General features: G+C 69.8%; 16 protein-coding genes and 1 tRNA gene. 16 read left to right on the top strand and 1 reads right to left on the bottom strand.

Going from position 1 to position 20,529, the window contains the following annotated elements; genetic code table 11:
* The first annotated feature begins 117 nt into the window (after window positions 1-117).
* From ACSFBC_RS16945 to ACSFBC_RS16895, 11 genes are all read left to right on the top strand, one after another.
* On the top strand, window positions 118-438 hold the full coding sequence (locus tag ACSFBC_RS16945) for a hypothetical protein (protein ID WP_435511503.1): 321 nt from the start codon (window positions 118-120) through the stop codon (window positions 436-438).
* Between the two features lie 108 nt (window positions 439-546).
* Entirely contained in the window at window positions 547-3,621 is a 3,075-nt protein-coding gene (fdnG, locus tag ACSFBC_RS16940; RefSeq protein ID WP_435511502.1) for a formate dehydrogenase-N subunit alpha, read from the top strand.
* Between the two features lie 186 nt (window positions 3,622-3,807).
* Window positions 3,808-4,800 carry a formate dehydrogenase subunit beta gene (gene fdxH, locus ACSFBC_RS16935; RefSeq protein WP_435511501.1) on the top strand — a complete coding sequence of 331 codons (993 nt, stop codon included), beginning with the start codon at window positions 3,808-3,810 and terminating at the stop codon, window positions 4,798-4,800.
* A gap of 16 nt (window positions 4,801-4,816) precedes the next feature.
* A complete protein-coding gene (locus ACSFBC_RS16930) occupies window positions 4,817-5,437 on the top strand; it encodes a formate dehydrogenase subunit gamma (RefSeq protein WP_435511500.1) in 621 nt (206 codons plus the stop codon).
* Between the two features lie 134 nt (window positions 5,438-5,571).
* Window positions 5,572-6,573, top strand: coding sequence for a formate dehydrogenase accessory protein FdhE (gene fdhE, locus ACSFBC_RS16925; RefSeq protein WP_435511499.1), 1,002 nt, complete (start codon window positions 5,572-5,574; stop codon window positions 6,571-6,573).
* Window positions 6,574-6,694: 121 nt separating this feature from the next.
* A complete protein-coding gene (selA, locus tag ACSFBC_RS16920; RefSeq protein ID WP_435511498.1) occupies window positions 6,695-8,143 on the top strand; it encodes an L-seryl-tRNA(Sec) selenium transferase in 1,449 nt (482 codons plus the stop codon).
* Window positions 8,144-8,166: 23 nt separating this feature from the next.
* Entirely contained in the window at window positions 8,167-9,282 is a 1,116-nt protein-coding gene (locus ACSFBC_RS16915; protein WP_435511497.1) for an acyl-CoA dehydrogenase family protein, read from the top strand.
* Between the two features lie 10 nt (window positions 9,283-9,292).
* Complete coding sequence (locus tag ACSFBC_RS16910) at window positions 9,293-10,156, top strand: phosphate/phosphite/phosphonate ABC transporter substrate-binding protein (protein ID WP_435511496.1); 864 nt, start codon at window positions 9,293-9,295, stop codon at window positions 10,154-10,156.
* Window positions 10,122-11,327: a ferritin-like domain-containing protein gene (locus tag ACSFBC_RS16905; protein ID WP_435511495.1), complete on the top strand. Its 1,206-nt coding sequence runs from the start codon at window positions 10,122-10,124 to the stop codon at window positions 11,325-11,327. The genes ACSFBC_RS16910 and ACSFBC_RS16905 overlap by 35 nt, the downstream gene beginning before the upstream one ends.
* A 16-nt stretch (window positions 11,328-11,343) precedes the next feature.
* Entirely contained in the window at window positions 11,344-13,254 is a 1,911-nt protein-coding gene (selB, locus tag ACSFBC_RS16900; protein WP_435511494.1) for a selenocysteine-specific translation elongation factor, read from the top strand.
* A gap of 19 nt (window positions 13,255-13,273) precedes the next feature.
* Window positions 13,274-13,366, top strand: a tRNA-Sec gene (locus ACSFBC_RS16895).
* A gap of 26 nt (window positions 13,367-13,392) precedes the next feature.
* Here the strand turns inward: ACSFBC_RS16895 and ACSFBC_RS16890 are convergent.
* Window positions 13,393-14,145, bottom strand: coding sequence for an IclR family transcriptional regulator (locus ACSFBC_RS16890; protein ID WP_435511493.1), 753 nt, complete (start codon window positions 14,143-14,145; stop codon window positions 13,393-13,395).
* A gap of 83 nt (window positions 14,146-14,228) precedes the next feature.
* Between ACSFBC_RS16890 and ACSFBC_RS16885 the strand changes: the two genes are divergently transcribed.
* Genes ACSFBC_RS16885 through ACSFBC_RS16865 form a run of 5 tightly spaced genes read left to right on the top strand, consistent with a single transcriptional unit; the run spans window position 14,229 to window position 20,526 of the window.
* The gene (locus ACSFBC_RS16885; RefSeq protein ID WP_435511492.1) at window positions 14,229-15,023 is read left to right on the top strand and encodes an enoyl-CoA hydratase; all 795 of its coding nucleotides are present in this window, start codon (window positions 14,229-14,231) and stop codon (window positions 15,021-15,023) included.
* The gene (locus ACSFBC_RS16880) at window positions 15,020-17,179 is read left to right on the top strand and encodes an acetate--CoA ligase family protein (protein WP_435511491.1); all 2,160 of its coding nucleotides are present in this window, start codon (window positions 15,020-15,022) and stop codon (window positions 17,177-17,179) included. The genes ACSFBC_RS16885 and ACSFBC_RS16880 overlap by 4 nt, the downstream gene beginning before the upstream one ends.
* Entirely contained in the window at window positions 17,176-18,159 is a 984-nt protein-coding gene (locus ACSFBC_RS16875; RefSeq protein ID WP_435511490.1) for a tripartite tricarboxylate transporter substrate binding protein, read from the top strand. The genes ACSFBC_RS16880 and ACSFBC_RS16875 overlap by 4 nt, the downstream gene beginning before the upstream one ends.
* A 31-nt stretch (window positions 18,160-18,190) precedes the next feature.
* The gene (locus tag ACSFBC_RS16870) at window positions 18,191-19,369 is read left to right on the top strand and encodes an acyl-CoA dehydrogenase family protein (RefSeq protein ID WP_435511489.1); all 1,179 of its coding nucleotides are present in this window, start codon (window positions 18,191-18,193) and stop codon (window positions 19,367-19,369) included.
* Window positions 19,366-20,526 (top strand): acyl-CoA dehydrogenase family protein, encoded by a 1,161-nt coding sequence (locus ACSFBC_RS16865; protein ID WP_435511488.1) that lies wholly within the window; start codon window positions 19,366-19,368, stop codon window positions 20,524-20,526. Before ACSFBC_RS16870 ends, ACSFBC_RS16865 begins: the two co-directional genes overlap by 4 nt.
* Window positions 20,527-20,529: the final 3 nt, after the last annotated feature.

Genomic DNA, 20,529 nt, shown 5'->3' with positions numbered 1-20,529 from the left:
TAGCCGACCTGGATACGGGTCCACCCTAGTAGGGTATAGACAAGCGGGGACGATGATGTGTCGCTAAACTGAGACGCAAAGGAGCACGCCGTGATCCCTCGATGTCCCCGTGGCCCGATGGCCATCGCCTTGGCTCTGAGCGCCGTCGTCGCGCTGAGTGCCTGCGACCGCAAGCCGTCGTCGCCGCCCCGCCCCGCGGCCAGCATCGCCGGCGAAGGCCCGACCGCTGCGTCGGGCGGTCCGCCCTCCAGCAGCTACCCCGCCGGCATCAAGGCCGCGCCCTCGGGCGACAAGGTCGCTGGCGCCGCCCCCGAAAAAGGCCCGTCCGAAGGCGGCACTGCGATCGGCGGCGTGGCGGACAACCAGGGCGGATCGGCCTCCGGCGGTGCCGGGGCTGCAGCCCCGACCGGTGGCGATGGCCGTCCGGCCCCCCAATGAAGAAGAAGCAGCAGGCTGCCAGAGCCTGACGCATCCGTTTTTGTGATTCCTGACTTCCAACAAAAAGACCACGATGAAACACAGCGCACTGCTTCAGGAGGTTCTGTCATGGACATGAGCCGCCGCCAATTCTTCCGCGTCAGCGGGGCCGGGCTGGTCGGCTCCAGCATGGTGGTGCTGGGCTTCTCGCCCACCGCCGCACTGGCCGAGGCCCGCAACTTCAAGCTGGCCCGCACCACCGAAACGCGCAACACCTGCCCCTACTGCTCGGTGGGCTGCGGGATCATCATGTACAGCCTGGGCGACAAGGCCAAGAACGTGGTGGCCGACGTGCTGCACATCGAGGGCGATCCTGACCACCCGGTGAACCGCGGCACGCTGTGTCCCAAGGGGGCCGGGCTGCTCGACTTCGTGCACAGCCCGAACCGCCTCAAGTACCCCGAGGTGCGCGAGGCCGGCAGCAACGAATGGAAGCGCATCAGCTGGGACTCGGCCTTCGACCGCATCGCCAAGCTCATGAAGGCCGACCGCGACGCCAACTTCCAGCCGACCAACGCCGACGGCGCCGTCGTCAACCGCTGGACCAGCACCGGCATGCTGTGCGCATCGGCCTCCTCCAACGAAACCGGCTACATCACCCACAAGGCATTCCGTTCGCTCGGGATGCTGGTCTTCGACAACCAGGCACGCGTTTGACACGGACCGACGGTGGCCAGTCTGGCCCCGACGTTCGGCAGAGGCGCAATGACCAACCACTGGCAGGACATCCAGAACGCGGATGTCGTGCTGATCATGGGGGGCAACGCAGCGGAAGCGCATCCTTGCGGCTTCAAGTGGGTGATCGAGGCCAAGAAGCAGAACAAGGCGCGCCTGGTCGTGGTCGACCCGCGCTTCACGCGCTCGGCGGCCATGGCCGACTACTACGCGCCGGTGCGCGCCGGGTCGGACATCGCCTTCCTTGCGGGTGTGCTGAACTACCTGTTGACCCACGACAAGATCCAGACCGAGTACGTCCGGCACTACACCAACGCGCCATTCATCGTCGGGCCTGACTACACCTTCGAGGACGGCCTGTTCAGCGGCTACAACGCCGAGAAGCGCAACTACGACGCCAAATCCTGGGGCTATGCGCTCGACGAGGCCGGCATGGCCAAGGTCGACATGACCATGCAGGACCCGCAATGCGTGCTGCAGGTCATGAAGCGCCACTACGCGCGCTACACGCCCGAGCTGGTGAGCCGCATCACCGGCACGCCGCAGGACAAGTTTCTCAAGGTGTGCGAGTACATCGCGAGCACCAGCGTGCCGAACCGCACGATGACCGTGATGTACGCGCTGGGCTGGACGCAGCACAGCACCGGCTCGCAGATGATCCGCACCGCGGCCATCATGCAGCTGCTGCTGGGCAACATCGGCGTGCCGGGCGGCGGCATGAACGCGCTGCGCGGCCACAGCAACATCCAGGGCCTGACCGACCTGGGGCTGCTGTCGAACTCGCTGCCGGGCTACATGTCGCTGGCGCGCGACGGCGAGCAGACGCTCGAGACCTACTACAAGACCCGCGCGCTCAAGCCGCTGCGGCCCAACCAGATGAGCTACTGGCAGAACTATCCCAAGTTCTTCGTCAGCATGCAGAAGTCGTGGTGGGGCAACGCGGCCAAGGCCGAGAACGACTGGGCCTTCCACTACCTGCCCAAGATCGACAAGCTCTACGACGTGCTGCAGGCCTTCGAGCTCATGAACAAGGGCGCGATGAACGGCTACATCTGCCAGGGCTTCAACCCGGTCGGATCGTTCCCGGACAAGAAGAAGATCGTCGACGGGCTGTCCAAGCTCAAGTTCCTGGTGACCATCGATCCGCTGGTCACCGAGACCAGCGAGTTCTGGCAGAACCACGGCGCCTTCAACGACGTGAAGACCGCCGACATCCAGACCACGGTGTTCCGCCTGCCCTCGACCTGCTTCGCGGAGGAAGAAGGCTCGCTGACCAACTCCAACCGCTGGCTGCAGTGGCACTGGAAGGGCGCTGAACCGCCGGGCGAAGCCATGCCCGACATCGAGATCGTCGCCGGGCTGTTCAGCCGCATCCGCGCGGCCTATGCGAAGGACGGCGGTGCCTTTCCGGACCCGATCGTCAACCTGACCTGGCCCTACAAGATCGCGCACGCGCCCTCCGCCCAGGAGCTGGCGATGGAATACAACGGTCGCGCGCTGACAGACCTGCTCGACCCCAAGGACCCGACCAAGGTGCTGGCGAAAGCCGGCGAGCAGCTCTCGGGCTTCGGCCTGCTGCGGGACGACGGCAGCACCGCCTCGGGCTGCTGGATCTACGCCGGCGCCTGGACCCAGGCCGGCAACCAGATGGCGCGGCGCGACAACGCCGACCCCTACGGCATCGGCCAGGCGCTCAACTGGAGCTGGGCCTGGCCGGCCAACCGGCGGATCCTCTACAACGGCGCCTCGGTCGACCCGAGCACCGGCCAGCCCTGGATCGCCAAGCGCACGCTGGTGCGCTGGGACGGCAAGGCCTGGAGCGGCTCGGACATCCCCGACATCCGGCCCGATGCGAACCCGATGGAAGCCGACGCCGTGCGGCCCTTCATCATGACCGCCGAGGGCGTGGCCCGGCTGTTCGCGCCGACCGGCATGGCCGAGGGCCCGCTGCCCGAGCACTACGAGCCCTTCGAGTCGCCGCTGGTCAACAACCTGATGCACCCGAAGAGCGAGGTGGCGCGCGCCAACCCCGCGGCGCGCATCTTCCAGGGCGACCTCGAGCGGCTGGGCGTGCCCAAGGACTTCCCGTACGTCGCGACCAGCTACCGGCTCACCGAGCACTTCCATTACTGGACCAAGAACGTGCGCACCTCGGCCATCCTCCAGCCGCAGCAGTTCGTCGAGATCGGCGAAGAGCTGGCGAAGGAAAAGGGCATCGAGAACGGTGGCTGGGTCAAGGTGAGCAGCAAGCGCGGCTTCATCAAGGCGGTGGCGCTGGTGAGCAAGCGCATCAACGCGCTGCAGGTGGACGGCCGCACGGTCCACACGGTGGGCCTGCCCAACCACTGGGGCTTCATCGGCCTCGCGAAGCCGGGCTACCTGGTGAACACGCTCACGCCCTTCGTGGGCGATGCGAACACGCAGACGCCCGAGTACAAGTCGTTCACGGTGAACATCGAGAAGGCATGAGATGACACACAGCCTTTTCCCGGTTTTCTCACGGCCCGCTTCCCTGAATTGCCCCCTCTCCGTCCGGGAGAGGGCGGGGGTGAGGGCTCGCAGCAATGGCAAGGCACATGACGGCGATACGGCTGCGGCCCTCACCCTGACCCTCTCCCGGTGGGAGAGGGAACAAGACAAGATTCGGAGCCTCTGATGTCCTCCCTCCAGACCCTCGACATCGCTGCCCGCTCGGCCACCACCACGCAGCCGCCGCACGTGCGCACCCGGCCGCAGATCAAGGAAGTCGCCAAGCTGATCGACGTCTCGACCTGCATCGGCTGCAAGGCCTGCCAGGTCGCCTGCATGCAGTGGAACGACCTGCGCGACGAGATCGGCGATGTGGGCGGCAGCTACAACAACCCGAACGACCTCACGCCCGATTCCTGGACCGTGATGCGTTTCGCCGAAGTCGAGCCCGAGCCGGGCAAGCTCGAGTGGCTGATCCGCAAGGACGGCTGCATGCACTGCGAGGATCCAGGCTGCCTCAAGGCCTGCCCCGCGCCCGGCGCCATCGTCAAGTACAGCAACGGCATCGTCGACTTCATCAGCGAGCATTGCGTGGGCTGCGGCAACTGCGTGACCGGCTGCCCCTTCGATGTGCCGCGCATCAGCAAGACCGACAACAAGGCCTACAAGTGCTCGCTGTGCTCCGACCGCGTCGGCGTCGGTCTGGAGCCGGCCTGCGTCAAGGCCTGCCCGACGGGCGCGATCCACTTCGGCACCAAGGACGCGATGCACGAGTACGCCTCGGAACGCATCGTCGACCTGAAGGACCGCGGCTTCGCCAACGCGGGCGTCTACGACCCGGCCGGCGTGGGTGGCACCCACGTGATGTACGTGCTGCAGCATGCCGACCGGCCCGGGCTCTACAGCAACCTGCCGACGAATCCGACGATCAGCCCGCTGGTCTCGCTGTGGAAGGGCGTGGCCAAGCCGCTCGCGGTGTTCGCGATGGTGGGTGCGGTGGTCGGCAGCTTCTTCCACTACATGAAGGTCGGCCCGGTCGAGGCCAAGGAAGACCGGGGCGCGGACAACGACGACGGCGAGGTCGTGGTCATCGAGGCACCACCGGAGGACGGCGTGGTGGTGGCCCCAGTCGACGCAGCACCGACGGGTGCGGCACCTGACGAGCGCCCGCGAGCCTGAACCCAAGGAGCATGCGATGACCCAGCGATACCTCCGCCGCTACGGCGACGCCACGCGCATGAACCACTGGTTCGTCGCGCTGATGTTCTTCGCCGCCGCGCTCTCGGGCCTGGCCTTCTTCCATCCCTCGCTGTTCTTCTTCAGCGCGCTGTTCGGCGGCGGGCCGTGGACGCGCATCCTGCACCCCTTCCTGGGCTTGGCGATGGTGCTGGGCTTCGTGTTCCTGTTCTTCACGATGTGGCGCGAGAACCTGCTGGACCGCAGCGACCGCGAATGGATCGCCAACGCGCCCAAGATGCTCGCGGGCGACAAGGCCTCGATGCCGCCCGTGGGCAAGTACAACGCCGGCCAGAAGCTGGTGTTCTGGGCCTTCGGCCTGAGCCTGCTGCTGCTGTTCGTGACCGGCTTCATGTTCTGGAGCCCCTGGTTCGTCCACTTCTTCCCGATCACGTTGCGCCGCATCGCGGTGCTGGTGCATTCGGTCTCGGCGGTGGTGCTGATCCTCTCGGTCATCATGCACATCTATGCGGCGATCTGGGTCAAGGGCACGCTGCGCGCGATGACGCGCGGCACGGTCACGGAGGGCTGGGCCAAGTTGAATCACCCGCTGTGGCACCGCAAGATGACGCGCAGATAGTGGCTCGCCCCCAGGCTCCGCGGCACTTCGTGTCCGCTTCTCCTCCCCCCTACCGGGGGCAACACCAGCGGCCCGGCGAAGCCGGTTCCGCGGTGTTCCACGAAAAACCCTGAAGGCGCTGTAGAGTGCACCGAATGACCAGCCCCGACAGCAGTTCGACGCCCGTGCGCACCACGCGCGTTCTCAGCCCCGAGGAAATCGCCATGCAGGCCGGGCGGCAGATGCCGTTCGTGCGGCTGCCGGTCCGGGCTGCCGTCTTCTCCGATCGGCAACTCCGGTTGCGCCAGCTCGCGGCATCGCATCCGATGCGCGAGTACCTGCTGTTCGTGGCCGACCTGGCCGCGGCGCAGCACCAGGCGCTGCAGGACCATCCGCCGGTCGCCGTGCCCGATGCCTCTGCCTGCGACGCCGCAGCCAAGGCACTCAAGCCGCCGATGCCCGCCTTCGGCTGGCCGCGCGACCCGCTGTGGCAGGCCACGCTGCGCCGCGTGCTCGCGCTGTTCGTGGCACCCTTGGCAGCGGGCCCGGTGCGGGACACGGTCGAGCGCCTGCTCGCCAGCCCCGCCGACTGGATCGATGCCCAGGCCGACCGGCTGTCGCGCCGCATCACGCTGGGCCTGGACCTCGCGACCGCACCGCTGATCGCCGCGGGCCTGCAGACCTACTGGGCGCACCTGGCATTGCAGACCGCCGATACCTACGGCGAGCGCGTGTTCGGCCACACCGAACCCGGCACCGAATGCCCCTGTTGCGGCAGCCTGCCCACGGCCAGCATCACGCGCATCGGCGCCGAGGACGGTGGCTTTCGCTACCTGCATTGCTCGCTGTGCAGCACGCAATGGCACTACGTGCGCATCAAGTGCACGCATTGCGAGAGCACCAAGGGCATCCAGTTCCAGCAGCTCACGCCCGAACCGGGCGTGGCGCTGCCGGCCACCGGCGCGCGCCCCGGTGCCGCCAAGGCCGAATGCTGTGATGCCTGCCACCACTACCTCAAGCAGGTCGCGATGGAGAAGGACCCGGAAGTCGAACCCGTGGCCGACGACCTGGCCAGCATCACGCTCGACCTGCTGGTGGCCGACGCGGGCTACGAGCGCAGCGGCCATAACCTGATGCTCCTCTTCGGCGAGTCATGAGCTCACCCCCAGGCTTCGCGCACTTCGTGTCGCTTCTCCTACCCCCTTCAGGGGGCAACACCGGCGGCCCGGCAAAGCCGGTTCCGCGGTGTTTCTGGCTTGCTCATCGGATGCGCTGTTGATGGCCGCGCCCGAAGAGTCCGTGGTCCACGGCTCGACGGCAAGGCCCAACGATCTGCCTTCTGTCGATCAACTGCTGCGCGGCGACGCGGCTTCCGCCCTGCTCGCCACGCATGGCCGCACGCTGGTCGTGACCGAGGCGCGCGCCCTGCTCGACGGATTGCGCCAGCGCGCGCTCGACGGCCGACTGCCCTTGGCCGACGTCGCGGCTACCGCGCTTTCCGATGCGCTCGCGGCGCGCGTCGAACAACGCCTGGCCCCGCGCATGCGCGGGGTGCTCAACCTCACGGGCACGGTGATCCATACCAATCTGGGCCGCGCGGTACTGGCCGATGCGGCGCTGCAGCGGCTGCTGACGGTGATGGCCTCGCCCAACAACCTCGAATACGACCTGCTCTCGGGCGGTCGCGGCGACCGCGATTCGCTGGTCGAGGATCTGCTCTGCACGATCACCGGCGCCGAGGCCGCGACCGTGGTCAACAACAACGCGGCCGCGGTGCTGCTGACCATCGCCGCGCTGGCACGCGACCGCGAAGTCATCGTCTCGCGCGGCGAGCTGGTCGAGATCGGCGGCGCCTTCCGCATGCCCGACGTGATGGCCAGCGCGGGCGCCCACATGGTCGAGGTCGGCACCACCAACCGCACGCACCCGGCCGACTACGAACGCGCGATCAACGAGCGCACCGGGCTGGTGATGAAGGTGCACACCAGCAACTACGCGGTGCAGGGCTTCACCGCCGCGGTGGACGAGAAGACGCTGGCCGGCATCGCGCGTGCACGCGGCGTGCCGCTGGCCACCGACCTGGGCAGCGGCTCGCTGGTCGACCTCGCGCACTACGGCCTGCCGCGCGAACCGCTGCCGCAGGAAATGCTCGCGGCCGGCTGCGACGTCGTGACCTTCTCCGGCGACAAGCTGCTGGGCGGCCCGCAGGCCGGGCTGATCGTGGGCAGCAAGGCCGCCGTCGGCCGCATCCGCAAGTACCCGATGAAGCGCGCGCTGCGCATGAGCAAGCTGCCGCTGGCCGCGCTCGAAGCCACGCTGATGCTCTACCTGCGGCCCGAGCGACTCGCGCAGGACCTGCCCACGCTGCGCCTGCTCACGCGGCCAGCCGATGCGATCCGTGAACTGGCGCGCGCGCTGCAGCCGGCGGTGGCCGCCGCCGTGGCCCCGCGCTTCACGGTCGAGGTGGTCGCGCTGCTCGGCCAGATCGGCTCGGGCTCGCTGCCGGTCGAACGCCTGCCCTCGGCCGGCCTGGCCATCGCGCCCGCAGGTACGGCGAAGAAGGGCACGGGCACCGCGCTCGAGGCACTGGCCACCGCCTTGCGCCGCCTGCCGCTGCCGGTCATCGGGCGCATCGCGGAAGACAGGCTGCTGCTCGACCTGCGCTGCCTCGAAGACAGCACCCCCTTCGTCAACCAGTTGCCCGCGCTGCGCGAACAGCTGCAGTAGTTTTCACCCCACCGGAGACACCGATGCACCATCTCGATCTGCTCGCCCCCGTCCTCACCGACACCCTGGCACCGCTGGCCCAGCGCACCGACACCGAGGCCCGCTTTCCGCGCGAGGTGGTGCGCGCGCTCGGCGACGTCGGCCTGCTCGGGCTCGTATCGTCGACATCCGTCGGCGGCATGGGGCTGGGCCTGGCCGAGGCCGCGCAGATCGTCTCGCGCATCGCGCAGACCTGCCCTTCGACCGCGATGGTGGTCTGCATGCACTACTGCGCCACCGCGGTGATCGAACAGTTCGGCGGCGCGCCGGTGCGCGAGGCCATCGCGCAAGGCAAGCATCTGAGCACCCTCGCCTTCTCCGAGGCCGATTCGCGCAGCCACTTCTGGGCGCCCACGGGCACCGCCCGCAACGAAGCCGATGGCGTGGTGCTCGATGCCCGCAAGAGCTGGGTCACTTCGGCCTTCGAGGCCGACAGCTACGTGTGGTCGAGCAAGCCGCTCGCCGCCGAGGGCGCCAGCACGCTGTGGCTCGTCGATGCCAAGTCCGATGGCCTGAGCCAGCCCGGCAACTTCGACGGCCTGGGCCTGCGCGGCAATGCCTCTACGCCGATCACCGCCAAGGGCGTTCGCCTTGCGGCCGGCGACCGCCTGGGCGACGACGGCAAGGGCTTCGACACCATGATGGGCGTGGTGCTGCCGTGGTTCACCACGCTGAGCGCGGCCTGCTCGGTCGGCCTGATGGAGGGCGCGTTGTCGCGCGCCATCGGCCACGTGGGCCAGACGCGCCACGTGCACCTCGACAGTTCGCTGGCCGACCTGCCGACCATCCGCGCCTATCTGGCGCGTGCGCGCATCAAGACCGACATGGCCCAGGCCCTGCTCGACGACACCGTCGCCGCCATCGGCGCGGGCCGCCCGGACACGATGCTGCGCGTGCTGGAGGTCAAGGCGGCGGCCGCGGAGACCGCGCTCGAAGTGACCGACATCGCCATGCGCGTGTGCGGCGGCGCGGCTTTCCGCAAGGAGGCCGGCATCGAGCGCCTGTTCCGCGACGCACGCGCATCGAGCGTGATGGCGCCGACCTCCGATGTGCTCTACGACTTCATCGGCAAGGCCATCACCGGCCTGCCTCTTTTCTGAAAGCAACCCGATGCCCCAACCGACACTGATCATGGGCGCCGTCGCCTACGCGCCCAAGGTCGTCACCATCTGGGAAGGCTTCAAGGCCTTCTTCGTGGCGCACGGCCTGCCCTTCGACTACGTGCTGTATTCGAACTACGAGCGCCAGGTGGAAGCGCAGTTCGATGGTTCCATCCACGTCGCCTGGAACTCGCCGCTGGCCTGGGTGCGCGCAGACCGCATCGCGCGCAGCAAGGGCCTGCAGGTGCATTCGGTGGCCATGCGAGACACCGACCTCGACCTGCGCTCGGTGATCGTCGTGCGCGCCGACAGCGACATCCGGAGTGCCGCCGACCTGCGCGACAAGACCATCGGCGCGGGCGCGCTCGATTCGCCGCAGGCCACGCTGATTCCGCTGGACCATCTGCGCACCGAAGAAGGCCTGGTGCAGCGCGAAGACTTCACGCTGCGCTGCTTCGACGTGCTCGGCGGCAAACACGGCGACCACATCGGCGGCGAACGCGATGCGGCCCGCGCACTGATGGCCAACGAGATCGATGCCTGCTGCCTGATCTCGGGCAACCACCTGGCCTTCGGCCTCGACGGTACGCTGCCCGCGGGCAGCACGCGCGTGATCGCGCACACCGCCCCCTTCGACCACTGCAACTTCACCACCAGCCCTGGCGCGCCCGAAGGGCTGATCGAGCGCTTCGTGAGGTTGCTGCTGTCGATGCGCTGGGACGATCCGCAGGTGCGCCCGCTGCTCGAGCTCGAAGGACTGCGCGAATGGCGCACCGGCCGCACCAGCGGCTATGCGCAGCTCGAACGCGCGGTGGACAACGAGAACTTCTACAGCCGCGATGGCCGCATCCTCAACGCCGACTATCGATATTGAGTCGCTGGGCCTCGAACAAGGTGCCCTGCTGCTGATCCGGCGCGCGCTGGCCGCGCTGCCCGCCGGGGGAGCGTTGCGCGTGCAGGGCACCGCGCCCGCATGGGATCTCCATCTCGAAGCCTGGTGCCGGCAGCAAGGCCACAGCGTGCGGTTCACCCAGAACGAGACCGGCGCCACCCAGGCCCACCTCACGCGCGCGATGCAGGCCGAAGGCCGCTGGCACGGTGCGCAGCGCACGGGCGATGCGGGCCAGGGCCCGGCCGAAGATGCGCTCGCCGGCTGGGGCCTGGCGGCGCGCGGCGCCACGGTCGAGGCCGGCAGCCCGCCCTTCGCCTTCGCGCTGCACCGTCGCAACGAACTCTGGGCGGCCACCGCGGGCGAGCTCTACGCACAGGCCGCCGCGGCGCAATGGGACCCGGCCACGGCCGTCGACTGGGACGCCCCCTTCGACCTTCCGCCGCCCATCGAAGCGGCCGTGGTCCAGGTCATGACCTACCTGATCGAGAACGAGAACGCCGCGCTGCTGGTGCCGGCACGCCACCTGGGTCAGGTGCATCCGCACTACCGCGAGGTGCTGCAACTGCTGGCCTTGCAGTGCGCGGACGAAGCACGCCACATCGAAGTCTTCACCCGGCGCGTGAAGCTGCGCGGCGCGAGCCCCGCGCTGTCGACCGCAGGCGGCCAGGCCAGCCTGCAGACGCTGTTCGAGGCGCCGGACTTTTCCATCGCGACTTTCCTGTTGTCGGTGTTGGGCGAAGGCAGCTTCATCAACCTGCTGAACTTCCTGCACGCCCACGCGCCCGACCCGGTGACGCGCCAGATCGCACGACTGGCCGCGCGCGACGAGGCACGGCACGTGGCCTTCGGCATGGCACACCTCGAGTACCGACTGGCCGAGGAGCCCGACTACCAGATCCGACTGCGCAGCGCGATCGAGCAACGCTACGACGCGCTCGCCAACACGGCCGGCCTCAACGAGGAAGTGTTCGACGCACTGGTGCTGCTGGCCGCGGGCGAGCTCACGCTGCCGGCCGTGAAGCGCGGCCACGAGGCCGTGCAGCAGCTCAAGCGCGACATGTCGGCAGGCCGCCGTGCCCGACTGGGTCGTCTGGGTTTCGAGCGCGCCGAGGCCGATCGCCTGGCCGACCTTCACACGCGCAACTTCATGTGAGGCCGGAGCACCCCCCATGATCATCGGCACCGCCGGCCACATCGACCACGGCAAGACCACGTTGGTGCGCGCGCTCACCGGCGTCGACACCGACCGGCTGCCCGAGGAGAAGCGGCGCGGCATCTCGATCGAGCTGGGCTACGCCTACCTGCGCACACCCGAGGGAATGTCCCTGGGCTTCGTCGACGTGCCCGGACACGAGCGCCTGCTGCACACCATGCTGGCCGGCGCCACCGGCGTCGACCATGCGCTGCTGGTGGTGGCGGCCGACGACGGCGTGATGCCGCAGACGCGCGAGCACCTGGCCGTGGTCGCGCTGCTGGGCCTGCGGCGCGGCACGGTCGCGATCACCAAGATCGATCGCATCGATGCTGCCGAACGCGATGCGCGCATCGCGCAGGTGCGCGCCGAGATCGCCGCCCTGCTCGCACCCACGGCGCTCGCGGACGCGCCGGTGTTCGCGCTGTCGGCCGTCACCGGCGAAGGGCTCGACGCGCTGCGCGCGCATCTGGTCGCCGAGGCGCGCACGGTGCACGCGCACGACGAGGCACTGGCCTTCCGCCTGGCGGTCGACCGCGCCTTCACGCTGGCCGGCGTGGGCACCGTGGTCACGGGCTCGGTGATGGCGGGCCGCGTGCGCATCGGCGCCGAACTGCGGATCGCGCCCGGTGACCGGCCGGTGCGCGTGCGCGGCATCCACGCGCAGAACGAACAGGCCGAGGCCGCGCATGCCGGCCAGCGTTGCGCGCTCGCCCTGGCCGGCGTGGCCAAGGACGAGGTCCACCGCGGCCAGTGGGTGTGTGCGCCGGGCATCGCGCTCGCGACCGAACGCCTCGACGTGCAGCTCACGCTGTGGCCCGGCGAGGCGCATGCGCTGCGCTCGGGCACGATCGTGCACGCACACCTGGGCGCGAGCGACGTGATGGCCTCGGTCGCGCTGCTCGACCGCGACGCGCTCGCGCCCGGCGAGACCGCCCTGGCCCAACTGGTGCTGCGCGAGCCCACGGCCGCATGGCACGGCGACCGCGGCGTGCTGCGCGATGCCTCGGCCACGCGCACCGTGGCCGGCGTGCGCGTGCTCGATCCCTTTGCACCGACGCGCTACCGGCGCACGCCCGAGCGGCTGCAGGCGGTGGCCGCGTGGACGCTGGACGATCGCGAAGAACGCATTGGCGCGCTGCTTGCGAGCGCTCCGATGGGACTGGACGCCGACCGCCTGAAGCGCGCGCTCGCGCTGCAGGAGGCGCCCCCGACGCCGAGCAATGCCGTGCAGCGTCCCCACGTGCTGATCGCCGTCGAACACCTCGATGCGCTGCAGCGGCAGATCGTCGATCGCCTCGAAGAATTCCATCGCACCGCGCCCGAGGAGGTCGGCCCCGACCCGCGCCGCCTCAAGCGACTGGCCGGTCCGCGCGTGGGCGATGCGCTGTGGCAGCACGCGGTCGAAACGCTGCTGGCCAGCGGCGCGCTCGCGCGCAGCGGCCACTGGCTGCACCTGCCCGCGCACGCGGCCGTGCTCAGCGCCACCGAGGAACGGCTCGCGCAGACGCTGCTGCCGCAGATGGCCGAGGGCGGCTTCGATCCTCCCTGGGTGCGCGACCTGGCCAAGAACAACAACGCGCCCGAGCCCGGCGTGCGCCAGACGCTCGCGAGCCTGGCGCGGCGCGGCCAGGCCTTCCAGGTGGTCAAGGACTTGTACTATCCGGCAGCGACCGTCGAGCGCCTGGCCGCGCTGGCACGTGACTGCATGGCCGGTGCCGAAGGGCTGCAGGCCGCGAGCTTCCGCGACGCGACCGGCCTGGGCCGCAAGCGCGCGATCCAGCTGCTGGAGTTTTTCGACCGCGTCGGCTACACGCGACGCGTGAAGGATGTGCACTTGCTGCGGCCCGACACCGTGCTGTTCGGTGGCCCGCAGGGCAGCAAGTGACCCCATGATGAATGCACATGGGAGGGAATCGTCCCTGGTGGGGCGGCCGGGCTTCAAACCCGGTGGGTGGCGCCACGCGTCGCCGGGAGGGTTCGACTCCCTCTCCCTTCCGCCCTCTGCACACGCTGCAGCACGGCGTCACACCGGCGTGCGCAGCGCGTCCAGGATGAGCTGGCCCAGCTCGGCCCGGCGTGCCGGACCCATGCGCGGCTTGATGGCCGCGATCGAGATCGCCGCGAAGGCCGCGGCCGCATCCGGAATGACCGCGCCCACGCCACCCACACCCTGCGTGACGGTGTCGACCAATTCCGCATAACCGTTGCGGCGCGTGCGCGCGATGGCCTTGCCCATCGCCGCCGGCGCGAGTCCCGCGGCCTCGAAGGCCGGCGCGTGCTGGGCACGGATGCGGGCGATCTCCTCGTCCGGGTTCGATGCGAGCATCGCGAAGCCGCCCACGCCGATGCCCAGCGGCCGGATGTCGCCCACGCGCGTGCTGAAGATCTTCACGGGGAAGGCGCCGTCTTCCCGCGCGAGGCAGACGGTGTAGTCGCCCTGGCGCGCCAGCAGGAAGACCGTGTCTTCCGAGATGCGCGCGAGCCGTTGCAGCAGCGGCTGGTAGGACGCGACCAGCGGCGCGCGCTTGAGGGAGGCGAAGCCCAGGCGCATGGCCTCCAGCCCGAGCCGGTAGCGGCGGGTGGCGGCGTCCCGCTCGGCGAACTGCTCCTCGACCAGGCAGGTGAGCAGGCGATGCGCGGTCGAGCGCTCGAGTTGCGTGAGCGCCACCACCTCGTTCACCGCCAGCCCCTCCTCGTGGTGCGCCCCCAGCACGCGCAGCACCTGCAGTGAGCGGCGCATGTTCTGGGCCCCCGGGGTTTCCATAGGTTTGCTCACGATATGGGATCTCCTTCAATTTCTGATCGCAGCATGAGCATAACGGGATGAGCATCGGCGCTCACTGAATGCAGGAACCTTCCATGAGCGACCCCCTTCTCCTGATCGAGCAAACCGGCGCGGTGCGCCGCATCTGGCTCAACCGCCCGCAGGCGCGCAATGCGCAGAGCCAGCAGATGCTGGACGAACTGGACCATGCCTTCGAGGACGCGCGCACCGACGCCGCCACGCGCGTCGTCGTGCTGGCCGCCAAGGGCGCGCACTTCTCGGCCGGCCATGACCTCAAGCAGGCGCAGGCCGAACGCGCCGAGTTCACGGTCGAGGAACGCTGGGCCTACGAGGAACAGCGCTATTTCCAGTACTGCATGCGCATCTGGGATTTCCCCAAGCCCACCATCGCGCAGGTGCAGGGCGCCTGCGTGGCCGCCGGCTTCATGCTGGCCAACATGTGCGACCTGATGGTGGCCTCGGAAGACGCCTTCTTCTCCGACCCGGTGACCCACACCATGGGCGCCGCCGCGACCGAGGTGCTGATCCATCCCTGGGTGATGGGCCTGCGGCAGGCCAAGGAGCTGCTCTTCACCGGCGAACGCCTCACGGCCGCCGACGCGAAGGCGCTGGGCATGGTCAACCGCGTCACGGCCAACGACCGGCTCGACGAAGACACCATGGCGCTCGCGCAGCGCATCGCCCAGGCGCCGCCCTTCGCGCTGCAGATCCTCAAGAAGTCGCTCAACCGCTCGGTCGACGTGCAGGGCATGCGCCAGGCGCTGTCGGCGCATTTCGACGTGCACCAGCTGAGCCACGTGAGCGAGGAGTACCGCCGGACCAAGGACGCCGGCCTGGCCAGCGCGATCCTCAAGGGAGCCCAGGCATGAGCGGCACGCCACGCCACCGCCTCGATCCCCTGCTGCAGCCCCGTTCCATCGCGATGGTCGGCGCCAGCAACCAGGCCGGCCGCATCGGCGGCATGCCGCTCGACCTGCTGCGGCACTTCGGCTACGCGGGCCAGGTGTTTCCGATCAACCCGAAATACCAGGAGGTGTTCGGCTACACCTGCTACCCCGACATCGAGTCGCTGCCCGAAACGCCCGACCTGGTGGTGCTGGCCATCGGCGCGGAGGACGTGACGGCCATGCTCGAGCGCTGCCACGCCAAGGGCATCCCGGCGGCCATCGTCTACGCCGCCGGTTTTGCCGAAGCGGGCGACAGCGGCGCAGCCCTGCAGCGCACGCTCGAGGCCTTCGTCGCGCGCAGCGGCATGGTCGTGGCCGGACCCAACTGCATGGGCTTCGCCAACCTCAACCTGCAGGCGCACACGGCCTTCGCCTCGGTCTTCCGCAACGTGCCGCCGCAAACGCAGCCCGGCCGCGTGAGCGTGCTCACGCAGAGCGGCAACGTCTGCTCGGCCGTGTTCGCGCTCATCCGGCGGCTCGACGTGCCGGTGAGCCACTTCATCAACACCGGCAACGAGGCCACGCTGGAATTCTCGGAATACCTCTCGTTCCTCGCGCAGGACGCGCAGACCGATTGCGTGATCGGCTACGTCGAGCAGCTGCGCCACGGCCCGCGCTTCATCGACGCCGCGCTGTCGCTGGCGGCGCAAGGCAAGCCGCTGGTGATCTACAAGGCCGGCGAGACCGAGAAGGGCTCGGAGGCGGTGCGCTCGCACACCTCGGCACTGGCCGGCGACCTGGCGCTCTACAAGGCCGGCTTCGAGCAGCTCAACGTGATCCGCGGCACGGACTTCGCGCAGATGGCCGACCTGGCCTACCTGAGCGGCTTCCGCCAGCGCGAGGGTGGCCGGCGCGTGGCCATCGTCACGATGTCGGGCGCGCTGGGCGCCATCCTGGCCGACAAGCTGATCGGCGCCGGGCTCGATGTGCCGACGCTGCCGCCCGCGCTGCAGCAGGCGCTGCGCGAAGGCATCCCCGACTACGGCATGGTGTCGAACCCGGTCGACGTGACCGGCAACGTGGTCAACCAGCCCGAGTTCGTGCGCACCATCTTCACCGCGCTCGCCGAGAGCGACGCGATCGACACGGTGATCGTCTACGCGCCCGGCTACCTGCTCGACCGCATGGCGGACACGCTGGTCGACATCTGCGCGCAGCACCCGCGTCTCTTCGTCGCCATCGACACCGGCGCCGCGCAATGCCGCGCACGCCTGTCCGCTGCCGGCGTGCCGGTGTTCGACGACCTCGGCCGCGCCACGCAGGCGCTCGCACCCTACTGCCACTGGCTCGCGCGCCGGCCCGAAGTGGCGCGCTGGGCTGCATTGCGGACCGCAGCGCGCGCCGCATCGCCGCACGACGCGATGCCGACGCTGCCGCCGAAGCTCAACGAGCACGACACCAAGTCGCTGCTCGCACGCTACGGCGTCCCCTCGCTGCCCGAACAGGTCTGTGCCGACGCCGATGCGGCCGTGCGCGCGGCGCAGCAACTGGGCTGGCCCGTGGCCCTGAAGATCCTGAGCGCCGACATCGCGCACAAGACCGAGGCCGGCGGCGTGCGCCTGGGCCTCGCCGACGCGGCCTCGCTGCGCACGGCCTGCGCCGAGGTGCTCGCCGCCGCGGCGCTGTACGACGCCTCGGCGCGCATCGACGGCCTGCTGGTGCAGCCGATGGCACGCGGCGGCGTCGCGGAACTGATCGCCGGCGTGACGCACGATCCGGTGTTCGGCCCCGCGCTCACGGTCGGCCTCGGCGGCGTGCTGACCGAGCTCTACCAGGATGCAGCCCATCGCCTGCTGCCGGTCGATGCGGCGATGGTCGGCGACATGCTGCGCTCGCTCAAGGCCTGGCCGCTGCTCGACGGCTTCCGCGGCCGGCCGGTGGCCGACGTCGAGGCCGCGTGCGCCGCCATCGCCGCGCTGTCGGATGCCGCGACCGCGCTCGGCGCGCAGGCGCAGGAGATCGAGATCAACCCGCTGCAGGTGCGCGCCCGGGGGGCCGGCGCCGTGGCGCTCGATGCCCTGGTGCTGGTCGACACCCCATCCTTTGACCACAACCCTGACAGGAGACAAGAAGCATGAAAACGTCCTTGATGAAGACCGTGTCCGCGACGGTGCTCGCGCTGGCGGCCTCGCTGGTCGCGCCCGCCGCGGCCCTGGCCCAGGCCTATCCCGACAAGCCGGTGCGGATGGTGCTGCCCTTCCCGCCCGGCGGCGTGACCGACATCCTGGCGCGCGCGCTGGCCGAGAAGCTGGCGCCGCGCCTGGGCCAGCCGGTGATCGTCGACAACAAGCCCGGTGCCGGCACCGTACTGGCCTCGGACCTCGTCGCGCGCGCGCCGGCCGACGGCTACACGCTGCTGCTGGCCGCCTCCTCGCTGGGCACCGCGCCGCTGCTCTACGAGAAGGTCGGCTACGACGCCGTCAAGAGCTTCGCGCCGATCACGCAGGTGGCTTCGGTGGTGCACGTGCTGGTGGTCAACCAGCAGTTGCCGGTGAAGTCGGTGGCCGAGCTCGTGGCCTATGCCAAGCAGAACCCGGGCAAGCTCAACTACGCATCGACGGGCACCGGCACCTCGACCCATCTCGAGGGCGAGCTGTTCAAGAGCATGGCCAAGGCCTACATGGTGCACATCCCCTACCGCGGCAGCGGCCCGGCGCTGACCGATGTGGTGGGCGGGCAGGTCAGCGTGATGATCGATGCGCTCGGCTCTTCGGGCCCGTTCATCAAGGCCGGCAAGCTGCGCGCGCTGGCGGTGACGACGGCCAAGCGCTCGCAATCCATTCCCGATCTGCCGACGGTGGCGGAGTCCGGCCTGCCGGGCTACGAAGCGATGCCGTGGCTGGGCCTGGTCGCACCGGCGGGCACGCCGCAGCCGGTGATCGACCGGCTGCACCGCGAGATCGCCGAGATCCTCAAGGAGCCCGAGCTGCGCGAGCGCTTCAAGGGCTGGGGCCTGGACATCATCGGCAACACGCCGGCCGAGTTCTCGAGCTTCCTGCGCCGCGACATCGACCAGTGGGCGCGCGTGATCAGCAGCGCCAAGATCAAGGCCGACTGATGCCACGGACCTGTGCCACGGAGCGCCGCGCATGAGGCTCTCGCTCACCGAAGAACAGGGCCTGGTCCAGTCGAGCGCACTCGACTGGCTGGCCGGGCAGTACGATTTTCGCCAGCGCGAGGCGGGGCTGCACCGCGACGGCGGATCGCCCCAGGCCTGGCGCGCGTTCGCCGAGATGGGCTGGCTCGGACTGCCGCTGCCCGAAGCGGCCGGCGGCCTGGGCATGGGCCTGCTCGAGGCCGGGCTGCTGATGCAGGCCCTGGGCCGGCACCTGGTGGTCGAGCCCGTGCATGCGACGGTGCTGCAGGCCGCACGGCTGGTGGCGCTCGTGGGCACGCCCGCACAACAGGCCGAATGGCTGCCGCCGCTGGTGGCCGGCGCGCATCGCCTGGCGTTGGCACACGGGGAGCCCGGCGACCGCCTGCCCTGGGGGCCGCGCCGGACGACGGCCAGCCGCTCACCGGAGGGCTGGCGCCTCGACGGCGACAAGCGCCAGGCGATCGCCGCCCCGGGCGCCGCACGCTGGATCGTCTCGGCCTCGGATGGCGGCGTCACGCGGCTGTTCCTCGTCGATCCGGCCGCCGACGGCATCGGTGTCGATGCCTACGACACCCTCGCAGGCGGCCGCGCGGCCGACATCGTGTTCGAGGGCACGGCGGCGACCTTGCTGGGCCCCGACGATGCGCACGACGCGGATGCCCTGTTGACCCAGGTGCTGGCCGAAGGGCTGGTCGCGCTCGGCTGGGAAGCCACCGGCGCGATGCAGGCTGCGCTGGCACAGACCACGGCCTACACGCAGCAACGCCGGCAGTTCGGCCAGCCCCTGTCGGACTTCCAGGTGGTGCAGCACCGGCTGGCGGAGATGGCCGTGCATTGCGCCGAGGCGCAGGCGGCCTGCGAGCTGGCCTCGATGCGGCTGGCGCTGTCGCCCGGCGACGGCCCCGAACTCGCGGCGCTGGTCAAGAACAAGGTCGGCCGTGCCGCGCGCTTCGTGTCGCAGGAGGCGGTGCAACTGCACGGCGCGATGGGCGTGTGCGAGGAGTTGCCCATCGCCGCGACCTTCCGGCTGCTGCTGGCCTTCGCACAGCAGGGCGGCGACGGCGCATCGCATGCGCTGCAGCGCGGCCGTTCGCTGCTGTCGACGGGTCATTTCGCCCACAGCCAGACGCTGCGCGAGCGCGCCGCATCGACCACGGAACACAGCGCATGAACCTCGAACTCGAGCCCGCCGACCTCGCCTTCCGCGACGAGGTCCGCGACTTTCTCGTCACGCACCTGAGCGACACGCTGCGCGATGGCCAGCGCCGCACGACGTCGATGTACCCCGACGCAGAGATCTCCACGCCCTGGCAGAAAGCGCTGCAAGCCAAGGGCTGGCTGGTGCCGCTCTGGCCCAAGGCCTGGGGCGGCACCGGCTGGAGCGCGCTGCAGCGCTTCATCTTCGAAAGCGAATGCGCATTGGCAGGCGCCCCCCTGGTGCATCCGATGGGCGTGCGGCTGGTCGGCCCGGTGATCCTGCGCTACGGCACCGAGGCGCAAAAGGCCCGCCACCTGCCGCGCATCCTTTCGAGCGAGGACTACTGGTGCCAGGGCTTCTCCGAGCCGAACGCCGGCTCGGACCTCGCGGCACTGGCGCTGCGCGCGCGGCCCGACGGCAGCGACTACGTGCTCGACGGCACCAAGATCTGGACCAGCTACGCGCACCGCGCCAACCGCATGTTCGCGCTGGTCCGCACCCGCAGCGAAGGCAAGAAGCAGCAGGGCATCAGCTTCCTGCTGATCGACATGGCGCTGCCCGGCATCAGCGTGCGCCCGATCGCCACCATCGGCGGCGACCACGAAGTCAACGAGGTGCACTTCGACGGCGTGCGCGTGCCGCAGGCCGATCGCATCGGCGAGGAGAACGCGGGCTGGGCCTGCGCCAAGTACCTGCTCGAGTTCGAGCGCGGGGCGGGCATCTTCAGTCCGCGCCTGCGGGCCCAGCTCAAGCGGGTGGCCAAGGCCCTGCCGACCGCCGATGCCGCGAACGACGAACTGCTGCGACGCTTCGGGGAGATCGCGGCCGACGTCGACACCTTCGAATGGCTGGAGCTGCGCACCATGGGCGGATTGCTGCCCGGCGCCAATCCGGGGCCGGTGTCGTCGATCCTCAAGCTGCGCGCGAGCCGGCTCAAGCAGGCCATCGGCGAACTCGGCGTGGAAGCGCTGGGCGGGGATGCGTTGCGCTGGCGCAGCCACCCGGTCGACGGCCGGAACGCGGCCAACACCTTGGTGCCCGAGTACTGCAACAGCCGGGCCTACACGATCTTCGGCGGCGCGGCGGAGATCCAGCTGGGGCTCATCGCGCGCACCGTGCTCGACGGCTGAGGC

This window comes from Variovorax frigidus (genome assembly GCF_051216515.1).
Lineage (GTDB): Bacteria > Pseudomonadota > Gammaproteobacteria > Burkholderiales > Burkholderiaceae_C > Variovorax.
This window is presented reverse-complemented; position numbering and strand designations above follow the sequence as displayed.

Bases quoted from the DNA above. Each gene is read 5' to 3' on its own strand.
- fdxH (WP_435511501.1), top strand. From the start codon at position 3,808: ATGTCCTCCCTCCAGACCCTCGACATCGCTGCCCGCTCGGCCACCACC.
- ACSFBC_RS16885 (WP_435511492.1), top strand. From the start codon at position 14,229: ATGAGCGACCCCCTTCTCCTGATCGAGCAAACCGGCGCGGTGCGCCGC.
- selA (WP_435511498.1), top strand. From the start codon at position 6,695: ATGGCCGCGCCCGAAGAGTCCGTGGTCCACGGCTCGACGGCAAGGCCC.
- ACSFBC_RS16930 (WP_435511500.1), top strand. From the start codon at position 4,817: ATGACCCAGCGATACCTCCGCCGCTACGGCGACGCCACGCGCATGAAC.
- fdhE (WP_435511499.1), top strand. From the start codon at position 5,572: ATGACCAGCCCCGACAGCAGTTCGACGCCCGTGCGCACCACGCGCGTT.
- ACSFBC_RS16880 (WP_435511491.1), top strand. From the start codon at position 15,020: ATGAGCGGCACGCCACGCCACCGCCTCGATCCCCTGCTGCAGCCCCGT.
- ACSFBC_RS16910 (WP_435511496.1), top strand. From the start codon at position 9,293: ATGCCCCAACCGACACTGATCATGGGCGCCGTCGCCTACGCGCCCAAG.
- ACSFBC_RS16915 (WP_435511497.1), top strand. From the start codon at position 8,167: ATGCACCATCTCGATCTGCTCGCCCCCGTCCTCACCGACACCCTGGCA.
- ACSFBC_RS16865 (WP_435511488.1), top strand. From the start codon at position 19,366: ATGAACCTCGAACTCGAGCCCGCCGACCTCGCCTTCCGCGACGAGGTC.
- ACSFBC_RS16875 (WP_435511490.1), top strand. From the start codon at position 17,176: ATGAAAACGTCCTTGATGAAGACCGTGTCCGCGACGGTGCTCGCGCTG.
- ACSFBC_RS16945 (WP_435511503.1), top strand. From the start codon at position 118: ATGGCCATCGCCTTGGCTCTGAGCGCCGTCGTCGCGCTGAGTGCCTGC.
- ACSFBC_RS16905 (WP_435511495.1), top strand. From the start codon at position 10,122: ATGGCCGCATCCTCAACGCCGACTATCGATATTGAGTCGCTGGGCCTC.
- ACSFBC_RS16870 (WP_435511489.1), top strand. From the start codon at position 18,191: ATGAGGCTCTCGCTCACCGAAGAACAGGGCCTGGTCCAGTCGAGCGCA.
- selB (WP_435511494.1), top strand. From the start codon at position 11,344: ATGATCATCGGCACCGCCGGCCACATCGACCACGGCAAGACCACGTTG.